Source organism: Spirillospora sp. CA-128828 (genome assembly GCF_050945415.1).
Classification (GTDB): Bacteria; Actinomycetota; Actinomycetes; order Streptosporangiales; family Streptosporangiaceae; genus Spirillospora.
Genome location: NZ_CP191986.1, coordinates 4858606 through 4877579, shown reverse-complemented (window position 1 = coordinate 4877579; position 18974 = coordinate 4858606). Strand labels below are relative to the sequence as shown.

General features: G+C 74.7%; 19 protein-coding genes and 3 tRNA genes. 14 read left to right on the top strand and 8 right to left on the bottom strand.

Features of this window, described 5'->3' with window-relative positions; translation table 11 throughout:
* Positions 1-3 precede the first annotated feature (3 nt).
* Positions 4-312: a hypothetical protein gene (locus tag ACQPXG_RS23995; protein WP_433461351.1), complete on the bottom strand. Its 309-nt coding sequence runs from the start codon at positions 310-312 to the stop codon at positions 4-6.
* A gap of 517 nt (positions 313-829) precedes the next feature.
* On the opposite strand from ACQPXG_RS23995, the gene erm reads away from it, so the two are divergent.
* Positions 830-1627, top strand: coding sequence for an ErmE/ErmH/ErmO/ErmR family 23S rRNA (adenine(2058)-N(6))-methyltransferase (erm, locus tag ACQPXG_RS23990; RefSeq protein ID WP_433461350.1), 798 nt, complete (start codon positions 830-832; stop codon positions 1625-1627).
* 33 nt (positions 1628-1660) lie between these two features.
* Here the strand turns inward: erm and ACQPXG_RS23985 are convergent, their stop codons facing one another.
* Positions 1661-3121, bottom strand: coding sequence for a benzaldehyde dehydrogenase (locus ACQPXG_RS23985; RefSeq protein WP_433461349.1), 1461 nt, complete (start codon positions 3119-3121; stop codon positions 1661-1663).
* 387 nt (positions 3122-3508) lie between these two features.
* Here ACQPXG_RS23985 and ACQPXG_RS23980 point away from each other — a divergent pair.
* From ACQPXG_RS23980 to ACQPXG_RS23970, 3 genes are all read left to right on the top strand, one after another.
* Positions 3509-3581, top strand: a tRNA-Asp gene (locus tag ACQPXG_RS23980).
* 24 nt (positions 3582-3605) lie between these two features.
* Positions 3606-3678, top strand: a tRNA-Cys gene (locus tag ACQPXG_RS23975).
* A 39-nt stretch (positions 3679-3717) separates the two neighbouring features.
* A tRNA-Arg gene (locus ACQPXG_RS23970) sits at positions 3718-3790 on the top strand.
* Between the two features lie 36 nt (positions 3791-3826).
* Here ACQPXG_RS23970 and ACQPXG_RS23965 read toward each other — a convergent pair.
* Complete coding sequence (locus tag ACQPXG_RS23965; RefSeq protein ID WP_433461348.1) at positions 3827-4249, bottom strand: RidA family protein; 423 nt, start codon at positions 4247-4249, stop codon at positions 3827-3829.
* A gap of 251 nt (positions 4250-4500) precedes the next feature.
* On the opposite strand from ACQPXG_RS23965, the gene ACQPXG_RS23960 reads away from it, so the two are divergent.
* Both ACQPXG_RS23960 and katG read left to right on the top strand, forming a co-directional pair.
* Complete coding sequence (locus ACQPXG_RS23960) at positions 4501-4905, top strand: Fur family transcriptional regulator (protein WP_433470037.1); 405 nt, start codon at positions 4501-4503, stop codon at positions 4903-4905.
* A 30-nt stretch (positions 4906-4935) separates the two neighbouring features.
* Complete coding sequence (katG, locus tag ACQPXG_RS23955) at positions 4936-7161, top strand: catalase/peroxidase HPI (RefSeq protein ID WP_433461347.1); 2226 nt, start codon at positions 4936-4938, stop codon at positions 7159-7161.
* Between the two features lie 66 nt (positions 7162-7227).
* On the opposite strand, the gene ACQPXG_RS23950 is transcribed toward katG, so the two are convergent.
* Positions 7228-7665, bottom strand: a complete 438-nt coding sequence (locus tag ACQPXG_RS23950; RefSeq protein ID WP_433461346.1) for a Fur family transcriptional regulator — start codon at positions 7663-7665, stop codon at positions 7228-7230.
* A gap of 58 nt (positions 7666-7723) precedes the next feature.
* Entirely contained in the window at positions 7724-8359 is a 636-nt protein-coding gene (locus ACQPXG_RS23945) for a TetR/AcrR family transcriptional regulator (RefSeq protein WP_433461345.1), read from the bottom strand.
* A 97-nt stretch (positions 8360-8456) separates the two neighbouring features.
* Between ACQPXG_RS23945 and ACQPXG_RS23940 the strand changes: the two genes are divergently transcribed.
* Together ACQPXG_RS23940 and ACQPXG_RS23935 are read left to right on the top strand one after the other, a co-directional pair.
* The gene (locus ACQPXG_RS23940) at positions 8457-8987 is read left to right on the top strand and encodes an ester cyclase (RefSeq protein ID WP_433461344.1); all 531 of its coding nucleotides are present in this window, start codon (positions 8457-8459) and stop codon (positions 8985-8987) included.
* On the top strand, positions 8984-9478 hold the full coding sequence (locus tag ACQPXG_RS23935) for a DUF3237 domain-containing protein (protein ID WP_433461343.1): 495 nt from the start codon (positions 8984-8986) through the stop codon (positions 9476-9478). The genes ACQPXG_RS23940 and ACQPXG_RS23935 overlap by 4 nt, the downstream gene beginning before the upstream one ends.
* Before the next feature lie 113 nt (positions 9479-9591).
* Here ACQPXG_RS23935 and ACQPXG_RS23930 read toward each other — a convergent pair whose 3' ends face one another.
* The gene (locus tag ACQPXG_RS23930) at positions 9592-10308 is read right to left on the bottom strand and encodes a TetR/AcrR family transcriptional regulator (protein ID WP_433461342.1); all 717 of its coding nucleotides are present in this window, start codon (positions 10306-10308) and stop codon (positions 9592-9594) included.
* A gap of 95 nt (positions 10309-10403) precedes the next feature.
* On the opposite strand from ACQPXG_RS23930, the gene ACQPXG_RS23925 reads away from it, so the two are divergent.
* Together ACQPXG_RS23925 and ACQPXG_RS23920 are read left to right on the top strand one after the other, a co-directional pair.
* The gene (locus ACQPXG_RS23925; RefSeq protein WP_433461341.1) at positions 10404-11417 is read left to right on the top strand and encodes an ATP-binding cassette domain-containing protein; all 1014 of its coding nucleotides are present in this window, start codon (positions 10404-10406) and stop codon (positions 11415-11417) included.
* A complete protein-coding gene (locus ACQPXG_RS23920) occupies positions 11414-12259 on the top strand; it encodes an ABC transporter permease (RefSeq protein ID WP_433461340.1) in 846 nt (281 codons plus the stop codon). The genes ACQPXG_RS23925 and ACQPXG_RS23920 overlap by 4 nt, the downstream gene beginning before the upstream one ends.
* 103 nt (positions 12260-12362) lie before the next feature.
* Here the strand turns inward: ACQPXG_RS23920 and ACQPXG_RS23915 are convergent, their stop codons facing one another.
* Both ACQPXG_RS23915 and rsgA read right to left on the bottom strand, forming a co-directional pair.
* Positions 12363-12878, bottom strand: a complete 516-nt coding sequence (locus ACQPXG_RS23915; RefSeq protein ID WP_433461339.1) for a GNAT family N-acetyltransferase — start codon at positions 12876-12878, stop codon at positions 12363-12365.
* The gene (gene rsgA, locus ACQPXG_RS23910; RefSeq protein WP_433461338.1) at positions 12875-13984 is read right to left on the bottom strand and encodes a ribosome small subunit-dependent GTPase A; all 1110 of its coding nucleotides are present in this window, start codon (positions 13982-13984) and stop codon (positions 12875-12877) included. Before rsgA ends, ACQPXG_RS23915 begins: the two co-directional genes overlap by 4 nt.
* Before the next feature lie 284 nt (positions 13985-14268).
* On the opposite strand from rsgA, the gene ACQPXG_RS23905 reads away from it, so the two are divergent.
* From ACQPXG_RS23905 to ACQPXG_RS23890, 4 genes are all read left to right on the top strand, one after another.
* Complete coding sequence (locus tag ACQPXG_RS23905; RefSeq protein WP_433461337.1) at positions 14269-15285, top strand: hypothetical protein; 1017 nt, start codon at positions 14269-14271, stop codon at positions 15283-15285.
* Positions 15286-15374: 89 nt separating this feature from the next.
* Positions 15375-16604 (top strand): hypothetical protein, encoded by a 1230-nt coding sequence (locus tag ACQPXG_RS23900; RefSeq protein WP_433461336.1) that lies wholly within the window; start codon positions 15375-15377, stop codon positions 16602-16604.
* Positions 16605-16689: 85 nt separating this feature from the next.
* Entirely contained in the window at positions 16690-17430 is a 741-nt protein-coding gene (locus tag ACQPXG_RS23895; RefSeq protein ID WP_433461335.1) for a response regulator transcription factor, read from the top strand.
* Positions 17427-18902, top strand: a complete 1476-nt coding sequence (locus tag ACQPXG_RS23890) for a sensor histidine kinase (RefSeq protein ID WP_433461334.1) — start codon at positions 17427-17429, stop codon at positions 18900-18902. The genes ACQPXG_RS23895 and ACQPXG_RS23890 overlap by 4 nt, the downstream gene beginning before the upstream one ends.
* The last annotated feature ends 72 nt before the right edge of the window (positions 18903-18974 follow it).

The following is an 18974-nucleotide window of genomic DNA, read 5'->3' as shown; positions in this document are numbered from 1 at the left end:
GGGTCAGACGGGTTCGGGGGGGTTGAGGCGGGTTCGGCCGGGGCCGTTGACGGTGTCGACGCCGGTTTCGCGGAGCCAGCGCCGGGCCGAGTGCAGGCGCATCCGGTCGTCGCGGGTGGCGCCGGGCAGGTCGTCCGGGTCGTCGGGGGAGCTGCCGACGTGGCAGGCCTTCTCGTCGCCGGGGTCGACGACCTGCTTGTGGTAGTCCGGCGGCCAGCGCAGCAGCATGCGGCGGCCGCAGGTGGGGCAGGCCCACTCCTCGAGCCCGGACTCCTGGGTCCGGACTCTGTGCATCTCGTGGGTCCGGTACAAGTCGGGCCTCCTCGACCGTAGGCGGGGTTTCGGCACGTGTTCGTGCACTAGTGATTGCCCACGTCAAGGAGGTTAAACAGCATGGGCAAGCGTCTTTAAGGACGAGGTCACGCGGTTTGTGGTCTGACCGGAACCGGTGCGGGCGTGCCGGAAACCCGTTTGGGCCGGGCGGGGCGGTGTCCTACGATCGCGCCCATGAGCGGTTTCACCGAGAACGCGGCACGGGTGATCGTCTCCGTCGCCGCGTACGTCCGGCTGCGTGAGCGTCGCCCCGCCCTGGACCACCGGGTGCACGCCGCCGCCTGATCTTTCCCGCGGGCCCCTGGGGCCCGTTCTCTTCGCAGCGCGTGAACCGCGCCGGCGGCCTTCCCCGCCGCGCGGCGTCTTGGCGCACCGGTGACCGTCCTGGGCCTATGCGATGTCCCTGACCATCGTGGACGGGCCCTGTTCGTGTCGTTCGCGTGTTGTGCGGCCCGTCCCGCCGGCCCACCGCGGCCGGAAGCCCAGGACGGCGACCGTGAACCACCGAAACCGGACCACCCCGCGCGGCCGTGCCCGCCGCGAACTGTCCCAGAACTTCCTCGCCGACACCGGCGTCATCGCCCGGTACGCCCGCGACGCCGCCGGCGGTCCCGGCGGCCTGGTCGTGGAGGCCGGCGCCGGCGACGGCCGCATCACCGCCGCCCTCGCCGCGCACGCCCGGGAGGTGATCGCCTACGAGATCGACCCGGTGATGGCCGCGCGGCTGCGGGACCGCTGCCGCGGCCTGCCCGGTGTGACGTGCGTGACCGGCGACCTCCTGGCCGCCCGGCCGCCGCGCGGCCCGTTCCGGCTGGCCGGCGGCATCCCGTACGCGGCCACGTCCCGGATCGTCGCGTGGGCCCTGGCGGCCCCGGCCATGGAGGCGGCGACGCTGATCACCCAGCGGGAGTACGCCCGCAAGCGCACCGGCGACTACGGGCGGTGGAGCCGCCTGACCGTCCGGACCTGGCCGGAGTTCTCCTGGCGGCTCGGCGACCGCGTCCCCCGCGACCGGTTCCGTCCGGTCCCGCGCGTGGACTCGGCCGTCCTGCGCCTGGACCGCCGGGCCGAGCCGCTGCTGCCGCCCGAGGCGCTGCCCGGCTACCTGCACTGCGTGGACCTGGGCTTCACCGGGAAGGGCGGCACCCTGCACGCCTCCCTGCGCACGGCCTACCCGCGGCGCCGCGTGGACGCCGCGTTCCGCGCCGCCGCCCTGTCCCGCGACATTATCGTCGCGCACGTCCACCCCGCCCAGTGGATCACCCTGGCCCGCACCCTGCACCCCCACCGGTGACCGGCCCCCGGGGGCGGGGCCGGTCACGCCGGGTCAGAAGGGGTAGGTGGCGATCTCGCCGCGGATCGTGACCCACTGCGACTCGGTGAACGCCTCGATGTTGGCGTGCGGGCCTCCGAACCGGGACCCGTTCCCGGACGCGGCGACGCCGCCGAACGGGACGACCGGCTCGTCGTTGACCGTCTGGTCGTTGATGTGGACCAGGCCGGTCGGGACCGCGTCGGCGATCCGCATCGCCTGCCCGACGTCCCCGAGGATGCCGAGGGACAGGCCGTACTCGGTCGCCGACGCCAGCTCGATCGCCTCCTCCGGGGTGCCGAACGGCACGACCGGCGCGACCGGCCCGAACACCTCCTGCGCGTAGGCGGGCATGCCGGGGGTGACCTCGTCCAGGACGGTCGGGCGGTAGAACAGGCCCTCGTGGGTGCCGCCGGCCGCGAGGCGCGCGCCCGCCGCGACCGTCGAGGTGACCAGCTCGTCGATGTGGGCGAGCTGCCCGGCGTCGATGACGGGGCCGAGCGCGACCGGGCCGGCGGCCGGGTCGCCGACCGGGAGCTTGTCGGCCTTGTCGGCCAGCGCCGCCACGTACTCGGCGTGCAGGCTCTCGTGCACCAGGTGCCGCCCGGAGGTCATGCAGATCTGCCCCTGGTGCAGGAACGAGCCCCACGCGCCCGCCGACACCGCGTCGGCGACCCGCGCGCCCGGCAGGACGATCAGCGCGTTGTTGCCGCCGAGTTCCAGGTGGGCGCGTTTGAGGAGTCGCCCGCACACCTCGCCGATCGCGCGTCCGGCGGCGGTGGAGCCGGTGAACGACACCACCCGCACCTCCGGCGCCGCCACCACCGCCGCGCCGGTCTCGCGGCCGCCGGGCAGCAGGTGCAGCAGGCCCTCGGGCAGGCCCGCCTCCTGGAAGATCCGCGCGACCGCCACCCCGCCGCACACCGCGGTCCGCGGGTCGGGTTTGAGCAGGACGGCGTTGCCGAGCGCCAGCGCCGGCGCCACCGACCGCATCGACAGGATCAGCGGGAAGTTGAACGGCGCGATCACGGTGACGACACCGGCGGGGCGGCGCCGCGCCAGGCTCCACCGGGGCTGCGCCGACGGCAGCACCAGGCCCTGCGGGTGGGACGCCAGCGCCGCCGCCTCGTGGCACAGGCTCACCGCGAAATGCGTCTCCAGGTCCGCCTTCGGCGGGATCGACCCGGCCTCCCGCACGATCCAGTCGCCGATCTCGGCGGCGTGCTCCTCGAACAGGCGGCCCGCCGCCCGCAGCACCGCGGCCCGTTCCTCGTAGGTGCGGGCCGCCCAGTCGCGCTGCGCCGCCGCCGCGGCCCGCGCCGCGGCAGCCACGTCGGCGGCGCCCGCCGCGCCGAGCGTGCCGAGCGTCCCGCCGGTCGCGGGCTCGGTGACGTCGTAGACGCCGCCGTCCCCGGCCGGCCGCCAGCCGCCGTCGAAGATCTTCCCGGTCCACACGCCGGGATCGAGCAACGCCATCGTTCCTCCTCGGAGGGTGCGCGGGCCGCGGATCCGCGGCCCGCGGGCGCGTCCGGGCGCACCGGGCGCACATCCCCGCTCCCACCCTCACCGCGGCGGACCCCACCACGAAGATCATCGTTTCGTTCAGTGGAAACCGGCGCGGCGGAAAATCCGTTGCGGGGCGCGGCGCGGCACGGCACTCTGATCAGGAAGGCGCCCGGCACAAGGGCCCGGACACGGTGAGAGGGGACGGACATGAGCTGTCGGCACGACGATCGCCCCCGGTCCCGCCCCGCCCGGCGGCCCGCCCCCTGACGCGCACGCAACACACATAGCGCACGCGGCGGCCGCCTCCGGATCCATCCGGGAGAGCGGCCCCATTCGTTTCAGGACTGTGGTCTTCCCGACCTCGTAGCTCAGCGGTCAGAGCACCGGCCCGTCACGCCGGACGCCGTGGGTTCGAATCCCATCGGGGTCGCACGGCCCGCGCCCGCGGGCCCGTGACGCCGTGGCCGAGCGGTTCAGGCGGCGGTCTGCAACACCGTCTCACGCGGGTTCGAATCCCGCCGGCGTCTCCGGTCCCGTCCCCGCCGTCACCCTGGGGACGGGACCCCCTCCCCGTGGCTCAGCGGACAGAGCACCGGCCTCCGAAGCCGGAGAACGCAGGTTCGAATCCTGCCGGGGAGACCCCGCGCGGCCCGCACGGGCTCGGCGCGGCCGGGCTCAGGCGCCGCGGCCTCCCGGTATGACGGCCACCGCCTCGACCTCCACCAGCTGACCGTCATACCCCAGCACCGTCACCCCGAGCAGCGTGCTCGGCACGTCCCGGGACCCCATGTGCTCCCGGTAGACCTCCCACGCCTCCACCAGGTCCGCCCGCCGCGACGACGCCACGTACACGGTCGTCTTCACCACGTCCGCCAGCGACGCGCCCGCACCCCGCAGCGCCGCCTCCAGGTTCCGCATCACCTGCCGCGCCTGCCCGGCGTAGTCGCCGGGCGCGACCGTCGCGCCGTCCCCGTCCAGCGGGCACGCCCCGGCCACCCACACGGCCCGCAGCGGTGTGTCGGCCACCGCCGCGTAGGCGTACTCCACGGCGTCGGTCAGCCCCACGTCCCGCACCAGCCGCACACCCGTCCCGCTCACCGCGCCCCTTCCCGGAAACATGATCTTCCAGGCCAACGCGGCGACCCTTGCGAACGTTCCGCCCAGGCCGCCGCCCCCGCCGAGCCCCCGCCGCGGCCCGGTCGCGGCCCGGTCGCGGACCCCGCCGGGCCGGAATCAGGCCTGAACAACGGGCATTTCGGGCCTATCGGCACGCCCGCGCCATAATCTTGACTCATTCAAGAAAATGAGCCAGTCTGTGTCCTGTGGCGACGCCCTTGGAGTTCCAGGAGATGCTGCGCGAGGCCGATCTTCGCGTGACCCGTCCGCGGGTGGCGGTGCTGAGCGCGGTGTACGCGCATCCGCACGCCGACACGCACTCGATCATCCGCGCCGTTCGCCTGCGGGAGCCCGAGGTGTCCCACCAGGCGGTGTACGACTCGCTGCACGCGCTGACGGCCGCGGGGCTGGTGCGCCGCATCCAGCCGTCCGGCTCCGTGGCCCGCTACGAGTCGCGCGTCGGCGACAACCACCACCACGTCGTGTGCCGGTCGTGCGGCGCCGTCGCCGACGTCGACTGCGCCGTCGGCGACGCGCCCTGCATGACCGCCTCCGACGGCCGCGGCTACGCGATCGACGAGGCCGAGGTCATCTACTGGGGCCTGTGCTCCGGCTGCTCCACCGACAACAGTTCCTGATTCACCCACGGTCGCCCTGGAAGGAATCACATGTCCGAGAACAACGAAGCCGTCACACCGGCCCAGGCGGAAAGCGCAGGCGGCTGCCCCGTCGCGCACGGGCGCGCCTCCCACCCCACCCAAGGGGGCGGCAACCGCGGCTGGTGGCCCGAGCGGCTCAACCTGAAGCTCCTCGCCAAGAACCCGCCGGTGACCAACCCACTGGGCGAGGACTTCGACTACGCCGAGGCGTTCAACAGCCTCGACCTCGCCGCCGTGAAGCAGGACATCGCGGAGGTGCTCACCGACTCCCAGGACTGGTGGCCGGCCGACTTCGGGAACTACGGGCCACTGATCATCCGCATGGCGTGGCACAGCGCCGGCACCTACCGCGTCAGCGACGGCCGCGGCGGCGCCGGAGCCGGCCAGCAGCGGTTCGCGCCGCTCAACAGCTGGCCGGACAACGCCAGCCTCGACAAGGCCCGCCGCGTGCTGTGGCCGGTCAAGAAGAAGTACGGCCGCAAGATCTCCTGGGCCGACCTGATGATCCTGGCCGGCAACGTCGCCCTCGAGTCGATGGGCTTCACGACCTTCGGCTTCGCCGGCGGCCGCGAGGACGCCTGGGAGGCCGAGGAGGACGTCTTCTGGGGCCCCGAGACCGCGTGGCTGGACGACGAGCGCTACAGCGGCGAACGGGAACTGGAGAAGCCCCTCGCCGCGGTGCAGATGGGCCTCATCTACGTCAATCCCGAGGGCCCCAACGGCAACCCCGACCCGATCGCCGCCGCGCGCGACATCCGCGAGACGTTCGGCCGCATGGCCATGAACGACGAGGAGACCGTCGCCCTGATCGCCGGCGGCCACACCTTCGGCAAGACGCACGGCGCCGCCCCGGCCGACGCCATCGGCCCCGAGCCCGAAGGCGCCCCGCTGGAGGACCAGGGCCTGGGCTGGAAGAACTCCTACGGCACCGGCAAGGGCCGCGACTCCCACACCAGCGGCCTCGAGGTCACCTGGACGCCCACCCCCACCACCTGGGACAACAGCTTCTTCGAGGTCCTGTTCGGCTACGAGTGGGAGCTGACCGAGAGCCCCTCGGGCGCCAACCAGTGGCGGCCGAAGGACGGCGCCGGGGCCGGCACCGTCCCCGACCCCGAGGACGGCACGCTCAACCGGCAGCCGATGATGCTGACCACCGACCTCTCGCTGCGCTTCGACCCGATCTACGAGCCGATCTCGCGGCGCTTCAAGGACAACCCCGAGGAGTTCGCCGACGCGTTCGCCCGCGCCTGGTTCAAGCTGACCCACCGCGACATGGGCCCGATCGCCCGGTACCTCGGGCCCGAGGTACCGGCCGAGACGCTGGTCTGGCAGGACCCCGTCCCGGCGGTGGACCACGCCCTCGTCGACGCCGACGACATCGCCGCCCTCAAGCGCCGCGTGCTGGACTCCGGCCTGTCGGTCTCCCAGCTGGCCACCACCGCGTGGGCGTCGGCCGCGTCGTTCCGCGGCACCGACAAGCGCGGCGGCGCCAACGGCGCCCGCATCCGGCTCGCACCGCAGAAGGACTGGGAGGTCAACAACCCCGACCAGCTGCGGACCGTCCTGCGCACCCTGGAGCAGGTCCAGGAGGCGTTCAACACCGAGCAGACCGGCGGCAAGCGCATCTCCATCGCCGACCTGATCGTCCTCGGCGGGTGCGCCGCGGTCGAGCAGGCCGCCAAGGCCGCCGGGCACGACGTCGAGGTGCCCTTCACCCCGGGCCGCACCGACGCCTCGCAGGAGCAGACCGACGTCGAGTCGTTCGAGGTGATGGAGCCCACGCACGACGGGTTCCGCAACTTCCTGCAGAAGGGCAACCTGCTGCCCGGCGAGTTCCTCCTCATCGACCGCGCGAACCTGCTCACCCTGAGCGCGCCCGAGATGACGGTCCTCGTCGGCGGCCTGCGCGCCCTCGGCGCCAACCACGACGGGTCTTCGCTCGGCGTCCTCACCGACAACCCCGGGACGCTGACCAACGACTTCTTCGTGAACCTGCTCGACATGGGCACGGTGTGGAAGCCGACCACCGAGGAGTCCGCGACCTTCGAGGGCCGCGACGCCTCGGGCGAGGTCAAGTGGACCGGAAGCCGCGCCGACCTCGTCTTCGGCTCCAACTCCGAGCTCCGCGCCGTCGCCGAGGTCTACGCCAGCGACGACGCCCGCGACAAGTTCGTCCAGGACTTCGTCGCCGCGTGGGACAAGGTCATGAACCTCGATCGGTACGACCTCGCCTGATCCGCAATACCCGGGACGCCCGGGCCGGCCGCCGCGGCGGCCGGCCCGGGCGTTTCGTCGGCCGACTCAATCGGACGACGCGGCCCGGCACCGCGGGCACAGGCCCCAGAAGGTGACCTCCGCCTCGTCGACCAGGTAACCGGCGTCGTCCACCGGATCCAGGCACGGCGCATGCCCCACCACGCAGTCGACGTCCTCGATCGCCCCGCAGCCCCGGCACACCAGGTGATGGTGGTTGTCACCCACCCGCCCCTCGAACCGCGCCGGGCTCCCCGCAGGCTCGATCCGGCGCACCAGCCCCGCCGCCGCCAGCGCGTGCAGCGCCTCGTACACCGCCTGCAGCGAGACGTGCCCCACCCGGTCGCGCACCCCCGCGGCGAGCGCCTCCACCCCCAGGTGGTCACCGGCCCGAACGGTCTCCAGCAGCGCGACGCGGGCGGCCGTCACCCGCAGGCCGGCGCCGCGCAGCTCCTCGGCGGTCGTCGGGGGCCCGGATGCGGTCATGACGCCGAACCTACCTTCAAGCGCGAACAAAATCGGACGGCGAATGACACAAGCGTAATCAGGCGCCGGTATGTTCCCGCCCGACCAGCCCGTCCACCACCGCACGGGCCTTGGCCACGGCCGTGGCGTCCCCGGCCCGCAGGGCGGTGTTGGCGGACATGAGCACCGCGTCGATCTGGAACGCGGCCAGATCGGCGTCCAGCTCCGCGACCTCCCCGGCCGCCACGGCGTGCCGCACCTCGCCCGCCAGGGCCTCCAGCCACTCCCGGTGCTGCCTGAACAGCGCGTCGCGGACCGGACCGGGCCGGCTGTCGAACTCGGGCAGGTTCGCCGCCCAGAAACACCCCCCGGCGAACAGCGGCGTCTCGGCGTAGACGATCCAGCGCTCCACCAGCGCCCGCAGCCGTGCCACGCCCGCCGGCGCGGCCAGCGCCGGAACCGCGACCGCCTCGGCGAACCGCTCCCGCGCCGACTCCGCGGCCGCCAGCTGCAGGTTCTCCTTCGTCCGGAACAGCGTCTGGACGCCGCTCTTGGACAGCCCCAGATCACTGGCCAGCCGCCCGAGACTCAGCCCGTTGAGGCCCTCCAGCGACGCCACGTCCACCGCATGGCGGGCGATGGTCCGCCTGGCCCGCGCACCGCGCAGCAGGCGCCCGTCGGTCACGGCCGGTTCGTGCACCGCAGATTCGTTCACCGGCGCCATCCTGCCACACCCCAAACTAGACGTACGACCGATCGTATGTTTAGCTCGGACGGGACGGAAGCCCTCCACCGCACGCCCGGGAGAACCGATGGACACCGAAACGACGGACACCGATCAAATGGACACCGAAACGACGGACACCGATCAAATGGACACCGAACGGATGCTGGCGCTGGCCCAGGCGCTGGCCGAGGCCAAGAGCCGCCAGGACCTGCCCGCGGCCATGCGCCTGCTGCACCGCGACATGGTCCTCCAGGCGCCCGCCTTCGGGACGACCGCGACGGGCCTGGCCGAGAACGAGCAGACCCTGGCGGCGTTCTTCACCGCCTTCCCCGACTACGACGTCACCCTGGAGGGACACGCCGCCGGCGACGGCACCCTCGTCTGCTGGGGGACCGCGCGGATGACCATGACCGGCGGGGGGTTCGGCGTCACACCCGACGGGAACCGCGCCGAACTGCCGGTGTTCATCCAGTTCACCTTCGCCGACGGCCTCATCGCCGGCGAGCGGTTCTTCTTCGACCTGTCGGCGCTGTGCGCCCAGTCGGGCGTGTCGACCGACGCCGTCCGCGCCGTCCTGTTCGGCGACGCCCTCTCCGTCGCGGCGGGTGGCCGGTGACGACCCCGGACCCGCGGATCAGGCCCGTCGGCGAGATCACGACACGGCACCTCTTCGACATGGTCGTCGACCTGGACGAGCCCCTCGACATCGGCGGCCCCGCCGGGCGGCGGGTCCTGTTCGGCAGCGCCGGCGGCACCTTCCACGGCCCGGACCTGCGCGGCGAGGTGCTGCCGGGCGGCGGCGACTGGGCGGTGTTCCGCCCCGACGGGACGATGGCGCTGGACGTGCGGCTCACCCTGCGCACCGACGACGGCGCCCTGCTGCACATGACCTACGGCGGCCGCTGGACCACCCCGCCGGAACTGCACGCCGACATCGCCGACCCCGCCAGGCGCCACCACGTCGACCCCGCCCGCTACCACTTCCGCACCAACCCGCTCTTCGAGACCGGCGCCGAACGGTACGCGTGGCTGAACACCATCACCTGCGCCGGATCGGGCTACCTCGTCGAGGGCGGCGTCGCCTACAAGGTCGCCCACGTCCTCTGACGGCCAGCCCCTGAGACGGCCGGGCCCTGAGACGGCCGGGCCCTGAGACGGCCGGGCCCTGAGACGGCCGGGCCCCGAGGCGCCGGGCCCCGAGGCGCCGGGCCCCGAGGCGCTCAGGGGAGGGCGCCGGCGATGCAGTCCAGGACGCGTTCCAGGCCGTAGCGGAACTGCTCCTCGGTGGACATGTGCGGCAGCCGCGCGTCCTTGACGATCCGCTCGAACATCGGGTACCTGCCGGTGTCGAGCAGCTCCCGCACGTAGGGGGCGCTCTGCATCATCCAGCGTTCCGGGGTCATCCCCGTCTGCCGGATCTCCCGCTTCCACTCGATCTCACCGCGCACGGTGCGCTCGACGTAGCCGTTGAGCATGTCCAGCAGGGTCAGCATGTCGTCGATGGAGACGCCCACGTCCAGCGCCCCGAACGCGAACTCCAGCAGCCGCAGCCGGTTCGGGCCGAACGAGCCGCGCGGCCGCACCAGCCCGGACAGCCAGGGGTGGCGCAGCCACACCGCCCGGGTGTTCTCGGCGATCAGCGTCAGGTCGGCGCGCCAGTCGCCGGTCGGGCGCTCGGGGATGTCCATCTCCAGCAGCGCGTGGTCGACCATCAGCTCGACCAGGTCGTCGCGGGACGGCACGTAGCGGTACAGCGACATCGCGCCGGTGCCGAGGTCGGCGGCGATCCGGCGCATGGACGCCGCCTCCAGCCCCTCGGCGTCGGCGATGCGGATCGCCGCCTCGGTGATCTGCGCGCGGCTGTAGGCGGGGCGCGGCCCCCGGCCCTGCCGCTCGGGGAGCGACCAGATGCTGACGTGCTGCTCGCCGGCTGTCACCGAACCTCCTCGTGGCCCTTTCGGAGCATCCTAGTTGCGTACGACGTACCCAGTTGTCTACCGTAGTTGCGTACACCGTACCCAGAGGAGGGATCGTGTCGGACCAACCGATCGTCGTCGCCGAGGCGCTGCGCAAGCGCTTCGGGGACACCCAGGCCCTGGACGGCCTCGACCTCGCCGTCCCCGCCGGGACCGTCTGCGGGGTCCTCGGCCCCAACGGCGCCGGCAAGACCACCGCCGTGCGGATCCTGGCCACCCTGGCCGACGCCGACTCCGGGCACGCCCGCATCGCCGGGTACGACGTCGCCCGCCGGCCCGACCAGGTCCGCACCCGCATCGGGCTCGCCGGGCAGTACGCCGCCGTCGACGAGAAGCTCACGGGGCGGGGCAACCTGCGCATGTTCGGCCGCCTCTACCATCTGCCGCGCCGCGAGGCCCGCCGCCGCGCCGACGAGCTGCTGGAGCGGTTCGGGCTGATGGACGCCGCCGACCGGCAGGTGGCCGGCTACTCCGGCGGGATGCGCCGCCGCCTCGACCTGATCACCAGCCTGATCCTGCGGCCCCAGGTGCTGTTCCTGGACGAGCCCACCACCGGCCTGGACCCGCGCAGCCGCGGCGAGATCTGGGACGCCGTCCGCGGGCTCGTCGCCGACGGGACCACCGTCCTGCTCACCACCCAGTACCTCGACGAGGCCGACCGGCTCGCCGACGACATCGCCGTGATCGACCACGGCCGCGTCATCGCCACCGGCACCCCCGACGAGCTGAAGGCCTCCATCGGCGACCGACTCGACGTCGTCCTGGACGACCCCGCCATGGCCGGCGGCGCCGCCGACGTCCTGCACACCCTCGCCGGCGCCTACCCGGCCCTGGACGGCGACCGCCTCTCGGTCCCGCTGGCCGCCGGGTCGCTGCGGCTCGCCGACGTCGTCCGCGAACTCGACCGCGCCGGAGTCACCGTCGGAGACGTCGCACTGCGCCGCCCCACCCTCGACGAGGTGTTCCTGCGCCTCACCGGCGACCCCGCATCCGGCCCCGGCGAAACCGGAGACACCGGGAACGGCCAGGACGCCGCGACCCGCGAACGCGACAAGGAGCCCGCCCGATGACCGCCGTCTCCACCGTCACCGCCGGCCCAGTGGCCGCGACCCGCGCCGGGCGGCTGCGCTGGGCGCTCGCCGACGGCCTCACCCTCATCGGCCGCGAGCTCGGCCGCATCCGCCAGGAACCCGGCGAGCTGATCGCCGCGCTGATCTTCCCCGCGATCATGGTGGTGCTGTTCGGGTACGTGTTCGGCAGCGCCATCTCCGTCCCCGGCGGCGGGAACTACCGCGAGTACCTGATGCCCGGCCTGTTCGCCATGGTCACCTTCACCGCCACCATGGCCGTCACCATGCGGGTCGCCACCGACGCCTCCCGCGGCGTGATGGACCGGTTCCGGTCCATGCCGATGGCCCGCTCCGCCGTCCCGTTCGGGCAGACCGGCGCCGAGATCCTCAACGGCGTCCTCGGCATGGTCATCATGGCCTGCGCCGGCCTCGTCGTCGGCTGGCGCGCCCACAACGGCGTCTGGCCCACCGCCGAGGCGTTCCTGCTGCTGGCCCTCATGCGGTACGCGCTGAGCTGGGCCGGCTGCTACCTCGGCCTGGTGGTGAAGAACGAGCAGACCGCCGACCAGCTGATCCCGCTGGTGTTCCCCGTCACCATGCTGTCCAACTCGTTCGTCCCCACCGGCGGCATGCCCAAGGTGCTGCAGGTCATCGCCGACTGGAACCCCGTCAGCGCCCTCACCGCCGCCTGCCGCACGCTGTTCGGCAACCCGGGCGCCCCGGCCGCGGACGTGGCCTGGCCGGTCGCGCACCCCGTCGCCGCCACCCTCGGCTGGTCGGTGCTGCTGCTGGCGGTCTTCGTCCCGCTGTCGGTGCGGACCTACCGGCGGCGCGGCCGCTGACGACCGGTGGCCGCCGACAGATCGTGGCCGCTGACGCCCGTGGCCTGCGGCGGGACCGCCGCAGGCCACGGGCACCGGCGCCAGACGCCGAACGGCGCCAGTGTCAGACGCCGAACGGCGCCGGGTAGCGCACCGTCCCGGACGGGACCGGGCCCGGCCCCTCCAGCACCAGCGCCATCAGCGCCTCGTCCGGCACCTCGAACGCGACGCCGACGCCGAGCGCCGACGCCCGCGTGAACCCGAACCTCGGGTAGTACTCCGGATGGCCGAGCACCACCACCAGCCGCTCGCCCCCGGCCGCCGCGCGGCGGGCCGCGGCCGCCAGCACCGCCCGCACCGCCGCGCCGCCCGCGCCCCGCTGCTGGAACCGCGGCGACACCGCCACCGGCGCCAGTGCGAGCGCGTCCGCGCCGCCGGCGGTGCACCGCGTCAGCAGCGCATACCCGGCGACCCGCCCGTCCGGGGCCACCGCCACCGCCGACAGGCCCGGAATCCAGGCCGCGTCGCCGCGCAGCGCGTTCACCAAGCCCGCCTCCGCGGCGGTCGGGAACGCCGCCTCGACCACCGCGCGGACCGCCGCCGCGTCACCGGCCGTCTCCGGCCGCGTCGTCCAGCTCATCGGTCCCCCCGCTCCCGGTAGAGCCGCCGCTGCCACCTGGTGATCTCCTTGCGCCGGTTCTCCCGCTCGGCGCGCAGCCGGTCGTCGGTGCGCGCGGCCGCCCACGCGTTCTCGCGCAGCAGCTTGCGGTAGCTGCCGAGGCGGCGGCGCGGCAGCGTCCCGTCCTCGATCGCGGCCAGGACGGCGCAGCCCGGTTCGGTGTCGTGCGCGCAGTCACCGAACCGGCAGGCGGCGGCCAGCTCCTCGATGTCGGCGAACGTCCGCTCCAGGCCCTGCGACGCCTCGAACAGGCCGACGCCGCGCAGCCCCGGCGTGTCGATCAGGACACCGCCGCCCGGCAGCGGCAGCAGCTCCCGCCGCACGGTCGTGTGCCGGCCCTTGCCGTCGGCCTCGCGCACGGCACCGGTCGCCAGGACGTCCTCGCCCAGCAGCGCGTTGCCGAGGGTGGACTTGCCCGCGCCGGACGGCCCGAGCAGCACCACCGTCCCGGCGAGGGCGGCGCGGACGGTGTCGACGCCGTCCCCGGTCGCGGCGCTGCACGCCACCACGTCCACACCGGGCGCGGCGGCGGCGACCTCCGACCGCGCGGTGTCGGCGGTGCCCGCCGCCCGGTCGGCCTTGGTGAGCACGACCACCGGCCGCGCCCCGCTCTCCCAGGCCAGCGCCAGCAGCCGCTCGACCCGCCCGAGGTCCGGGCGGGCGGCCAGCGACACCGCGATCGCGACGGTGTCGACGTTGGCGGCCAGCACCTGGCCGCGCGAGTCCCGCGCCGCCGACGACCGCACGATCGCGGTCCGGCGCGGCAGCAGCGCCGCCACCGCCGGCCGCCCGCCCGGGCCGCCGGCGCGCAGCGCCGCCCAGTCGCCCGTGCACGGCGCCGCGACCGGGCCGCCCGACAAGGCAGAAGAGGCGGACGAGGGCGACGAGGCCGGGGCGGAGGCCCGGGTGGGGCCGTCCTCGGCGACCACGTCGCACAGGCCGCGGTCGACCGCGGCCACACGCGCGGGCGTCAGGCCCGCGGCGCGATGAGAGGTGAACTCGTTCTCCAGGGTCTCGTCCCAGCCGTAGGCGGCCAGAGGGGACGACCCCGCGAAAGTGAAGGACAACGGATCGGAACCCTTGCGTGAAGGGGCCCCGGCGTGAACGTGCCGCGCAAACCGTGCGGTGGGAAGGTCAGCCGGAGGCCCGGGGAAGGAGGACGGGCTGAGTGCTGCGGGCAGCAGCCACCGCGGCGACGGCCATACGTCCTCACCTCCCTTTCGGTTCCGTGCGCGACTCTACCGGCCGGGGCCGTCCCGGTCGACCGGATATCCCCCTCCCCCGCGCGGGGGAGGGGGATCGGCCGCCGCGGGGAGGCACCGGCGCCGCCGGCCGCCGCAGGATCAAGGCCATGGCCACCACGATCACCGGACCCACCGCCGCCCGCACGCCCGGCCGCCGCCTGCCGGCGGCCGGGCTCGCCTGGGTCACCGCCTACGGGGCCCTGCGCGCGTACTGGGCGTCCGGGCACCTCCCGGGCGACCTGTCGCCCGTCAGGACCGACCTCGTCGTCTTCACCGGATGGGGGAGCGTCGCGCTGTGCGGGGCCGCCGCGATCGTCCTGGCCGCGCTCGCGCTCGCCCGCGCGGACCGCGTCGGCCGCGGGCTCCGGCTCGCGCTGACGGCGGCGGGCTGGACGGCGGCGGTGTGCCTGGTCGCCTCCGGCGCGATGCTGCTGCTGGACGTGGTCGGCGGGATCCTGCCCGGCCTCGGCATCGGCTTCTACCCGCTCGGCGCGCTGTCGCGGGCCGCGGTCGTCGCCGCCGGGATCACGACGGGGCTGTCGGTGCGCGCCTACACCGTCCGCCACGCCGTCCGCGACCGCGCCGGATGCGCCGCCTGCGGGCGGCCCGCGACCGCGCCCGGCCCCCTCGGCCGCACGCCCGCGTGGGCGTTCTGGGCCGCCTACCTCGCCGTCGCCGGGTGCGTCACCCGCATCGTCGCCCAGGCCGTGGTCGGGTTCGGGGAGTCGCCGATGTCCGCCGGCCCCTCGGCGGTGCTGTTCGAGGCCGGGTTCGTGCTCGGCGGGAGCCTGCTGCCGCTCGCCCTCGTCCACCCCTTCGGGCGGACGTGGCCCCGCTGGGTCCCCGGCCTGGCCGGCCGCCGCGTCCCGCGCCGGCTGGTGCTGTGGCCCGGCACCGCGATCTCCGGCGGGCTCGTCGTGTACTTCGGGCTGATGCTGCTGCAGATGTGCTGGGAGCGGCTGCACGGCCGCAACCCCTTCCCGCCCGAAGGCGGCCTCGACCTGCCCGAGGCGTTCTTCTGGGTCGCCGTCCCCGCCTACTTCGCCTGGGGCGCCGGGATGGCCGCCGCCGCCCGCGGCTACGCCCGCCTCACCCGCACCCCCTGCGCCTCCTGCGGCCACTGACCCGGACACCGGCCGGCGCCGGACGGAACCCCGGGCGATGTTCGGAAGTTATGGTGATTTGGGGGCGGATCGCGAGGAGAGGCGAGACCGTGGACGACGAGATGGGCGACGAGACGGACCGGCGGGACACCCGGCCGGAGAACAGGCCGGAGAACGGGACCGGGCTCGCCGGGCGGGCCGGCCGGGCCGACCGCGCCGCAGCCGAACGGCTGGAGGAGATCTGGGACGGGCTGGCCCCGGCCGCCGCGTCCGCCGCCCGCATGGCCGCAACCGCGGGCGAGCCGCTCCGCGACGCCGCCCGGGACACCGCCGCGCTCGCCGCCGCCCGCATCCTGGAGCAGATGTCCGGGACGCCCGCCATGAAGGCCATCGAGCAGGCCGCCCGGGACGCCGCCGTCAAGGCCGCCCGCGCCGCCGCCGAACGCGCCGTCACCGAGGCCCGCGCCGCCGCGGCGGCCAACCCCGCCACCGCGAGCGCGTTCGAGGCCGCCGCCGCCGCGATGACCCTCGCCGAGCAGGCCGCCCGCCACCCCATGGCCGCCGCCGCGCGCCGCCTCGCCGCCGGCAGCCCCCTCGCCCGCGCCGCCACCGCCACCGCCCTGGACGTCGCCGGGCGCACCGTCGCCGCGACCGCGTCCAAGCCCGTCGTGCAGGCCGCCACCAGGACCGTCGTGGACGCCGCCATCGACACCGTCGCCGACGCCGCCGTCGACGCCGCCATGACCACCGGCCGCGACATCGTGACCCGCGTCGTCCGCGAGACCGCCGAGCAGGCCGCCCGCGACGTGGCCGCCGCCCTGCGTGACACCGTGCGCGACACGGCCCGCGAGACCGGCAGGCAGACCGGTGTGGCCGCCGAGCTGGCGCCGCTCGCCGACGCCGCCGCCGGCCTGGCCGCCCGCGCCCGCCGCGACCCGGCCGTCCGCGAGACCGTCGAGCAGGCCGCCCGCACCGCCGGGGACCTGCTGTCGGCCGCCGCCGGCAGCGCCTTCGCCCGCACCGCCCGCGACCTGGCCGCGCGCGCCGCCACCGCCGCCGTCGAGGCCGTCCTGCGCGAACTGATCCGCGACGCCCTCAGGCTCGCCATGCGCGACACCCTGCGCGGCCTCATCGTGGAGGTGTCCCGCGACGTCGTCGTCGACGTCGCCAAGACCACCTGGACCACCGCCACCCGCCCCGACCCGGCCCGGGCCGCCGTCGTCATCCAGGCGACCGTGGACACCGGCCCTGACACCGGCACGGGCGATGCCGAGAACGACGACACCGCGGGCGGGGCGTGGGCGGACGCCACCGCCGAACCCGAAGATCGCGCCTCCTGAACCGGCCCTCAGAAGATTCTGAGAGAACCATGAGAAACACCGCCTGGTGGCCTGGGCGCTCACCGGCGCTGTTTACGGTGTGTACATGGAACCTGGCATGCAGGGGGCGCGGGCTGCGCGGATACTGGTGGTGGACGACGAGCCGGCCGTCCGCGAGTCGCTGTCCAGCAGCCTGGAGTTCGAGGGCTACCGCGTCGACGCCGCCGCCGACGGCGTCATGGCCCTCGACCAGGTCGAGAAGGAGACCCCCGACCTGGTCGTCCTGGACGTCCTCATGCCGCGGATGGACGGCCTGACCACCTGCCGGCGGCTGCGCGCCCTCGGCGCCACCATGCCCGTCCTCATGCTCACCGCCCGCGACATGGTCGGCGACCGCGTCACCGGGCTGGACGCCGGCGCCGACGACTACCTCGCCAAGCCGTTCGAGCTGGACGAGCTCCTCGCCCGCGTCCGCGCCCTGCTGCGCCGCGCCGCCATGAGCGGCACCGCCGCCGACACCGGCGACACCCCCGGCGAGGACGTCCTGTCCTTCGACGACCTGCGCATGAACACCCTCACCCGCGAGGTCACCCGCGCCGGGAAACCCGTCGAACTGACCCGCACCGAGTACATGCTGCTGGAGATGTTCCTCGCCCACCCCCGCCAGGTCCTCACCCGCGAGCAGATCCTGGAGACCGTCTGGGGCTTCGACTTCGAACCCGCGTCCAACTCCCTGGACGTGTACGTGATGTACCTGCGGCGCAAGACCGAGGCGGGCGGGCTGCCGCGGCTCGTGCACACCGTCCGGGGCGTCGGGTACGTGCTGCGCACGGCGGCGTCCCCGTGACCACCCGGGCACCGGTCACGCGGCGGCTCACGCTGCGCGCCCGCATGGCGCTGCTGACCGCCGCGGCCGTCGCGCTCGCCGTCGCCGCCTGCGCCAGCGCCGGATGGCTCCTCACCCGCAACCAGCTGTACCACGAGCTCGACCGCCGGCTCGGCGCCGTGTCCGGCGGCCCGCCCCCCGGCCAGGACCGCGACCGCGACGGCGCGCCGCCGTTCCACGGGCGCATGGCCTGGCAGGTCGAGACCGCCCTGGCCGCCTGCACCCAGGACCCCACCGGGACCGGCAGCGAGAACCGGCCCCCCGGCCCCTACGAGATCATGCAGCTGGTCAACGCCGAGGGGCGGCGCTGCACCGTCCCCGGCACCGGCGCCCTGCAGGTCACCTCCGAGGACGTGCAGGTCGCCCGCGGGGAACGCGACCACGTCTACCACGACGGCACCGGTGTCACCTCCTCCGGGACCAAGGGCGACGTCCGGATCCTCACCCGGTCCTTCCGCACCGCGGACGGCACCCCCGCCGCGGTGTCCTTCGCGATCTCCCTGGACGAGGTCGAGGGGCCCCTGGACAACCTCGCGCTGCTGCTCACCGCCGTCACCGCCCTCGGCGTCCTGGTCTCCGCCGCCGCCGGGCTCATGATCGCGCGCGCGTCGCTGCGGCCCGTGGACGAGCTGACCGGCGCCGTCGAGCACATCGCCCGCACCGAGGACCTCGGCACCCGCATCCCCGAGGAGGGCACCGACGAGATCGCCCGCCTCAGCCGCTCCTTCAACAGCATGACCGCCGCCCTGGCCGCGTCCCGGGAACGGCAGCAGCAGCTCATCGCCGACGCCGGGCACGAACTGCGCACCCCCCTGACCAGCCTGCGCACCAACATCGACCTGCTGCTGCGCTCGGAGGCCACCGGACGCGATCTGCCGCAGGCCACCCGCCACAACCTCCTCGCCAGCGTCAAGGCGCAGATGCAGGAACTGTCCAGCCTCGTCGGCGACCTCCTCGAACTCGCCCGGCCCGCCGAGGCCGAACCCGTCCGCGAGACCGTCGCCCTCCACGACGTCGTCGCCCGCGCCGTGGAACGCGCCCGGCTGCGCGGACCCGGCCTCACCGTCGAATCCGACACCCAGCCCTGGCATGTGCTGGGCGACCCGGCGTCCCTGGAACGCGCCGTGGTCAACCTGCTCGACAACGCCGTCAAGTTCAGCCCGCCCGGCGGGACCGTCACCGTCCGACTCAAGGCCGGCGAGCTGACCGTCCGCGACCACGGCCCCGGCATCCCCGCCGACGACCTCCCGCACGTGTTCGAACGGTTCTGGCGGTCCCCGTCCGCGCGGAGCCTGCCCGGATCCGGGCTCGGGCTGTCCATCGTCGCCCGCGTCGTCGCCGAATGCGGCGGGGACGTCGCCCTCGAACCCGCACCCGGCGGCGGCACCCTCGCCCGCGTCCGCCTCCCCGGCACCGCCACCCCCGGCGACTGACCGCCCCTCCCGGCGGCCCTGCCGGGCGGCGCGGGCGGCCGGTCCGAGGCCGCGATTCTCATGTTGCGTTAA

Excerpts from the sequence above, each read along its gene's own strand:
- ACQPXG_RS23985 (WP_433461349.1), bottom strand. The coding sequence starts at position 3,121 with ATGGCGTTGCTCGATCCCGGCGTGTGGACCGGGAAGATCTTCGACGGC.
- ACQPXG_RS23960 (WP_433470037.1), top strand. The coding sequence starts at position 4,501 with ATGCTGCGCGAGGCCGATCTTCGCGTGACCCGTCCGCGGGTGGCGGTG.
- katG (WP_433461347.1), top strand. The coding sequence starts at position 4,936 with ATGTCCGAGAACAACGAAGCCGTCACACCGGCCCAGGCGGAAAGCGCA.
- ACQPXG_RS23950 (WP_433461346.1), bottom strand. The coding sequence starts at position 7,665 with ATGACCGCATCCGGGCCCCCGACGACCGCCGAGGAGCTGCGCGGCGCC.
- ACQPXG_RS23940 (WP_433461344.1), top strand. The coding sequence starts at position 8,457 with ATGGACACCGAAACGACGGACACCGATCAAATGGACACCGAAACGACG.
- ACQPXG_RS23920 (WP_433461340.1), top strand. The coding sequence starts at position 11,414 with ATGACCGCCGTCTCCACCGTCACCGCCGGCCCAGTGGCCGCGACCCGC.
- ACQPXG_RS23915 (WP_433461339.1), bottom strand. The coding sequence starts at position 12,878 with ATGAGCTGGACGACGCGGCCGGAGACGGCCGGTGACGCGGCGGCGGTC.
- ACQPXG_RS23905 (WP_433461337.1), top strand. The coding sequence starts at position 14,269 with ATGGCCACCACGATCACCGGACCCACCGCCGCCCGCACGCCCGGCCGC.
- ACQPXG_RS23895 (WP_433461335.1), top strand. The coding sequence starts at position 16,690 with ATGGAACCTGGCATGCAGGGGGCGCGGGCTGCGCGGATACTGGTGGTG.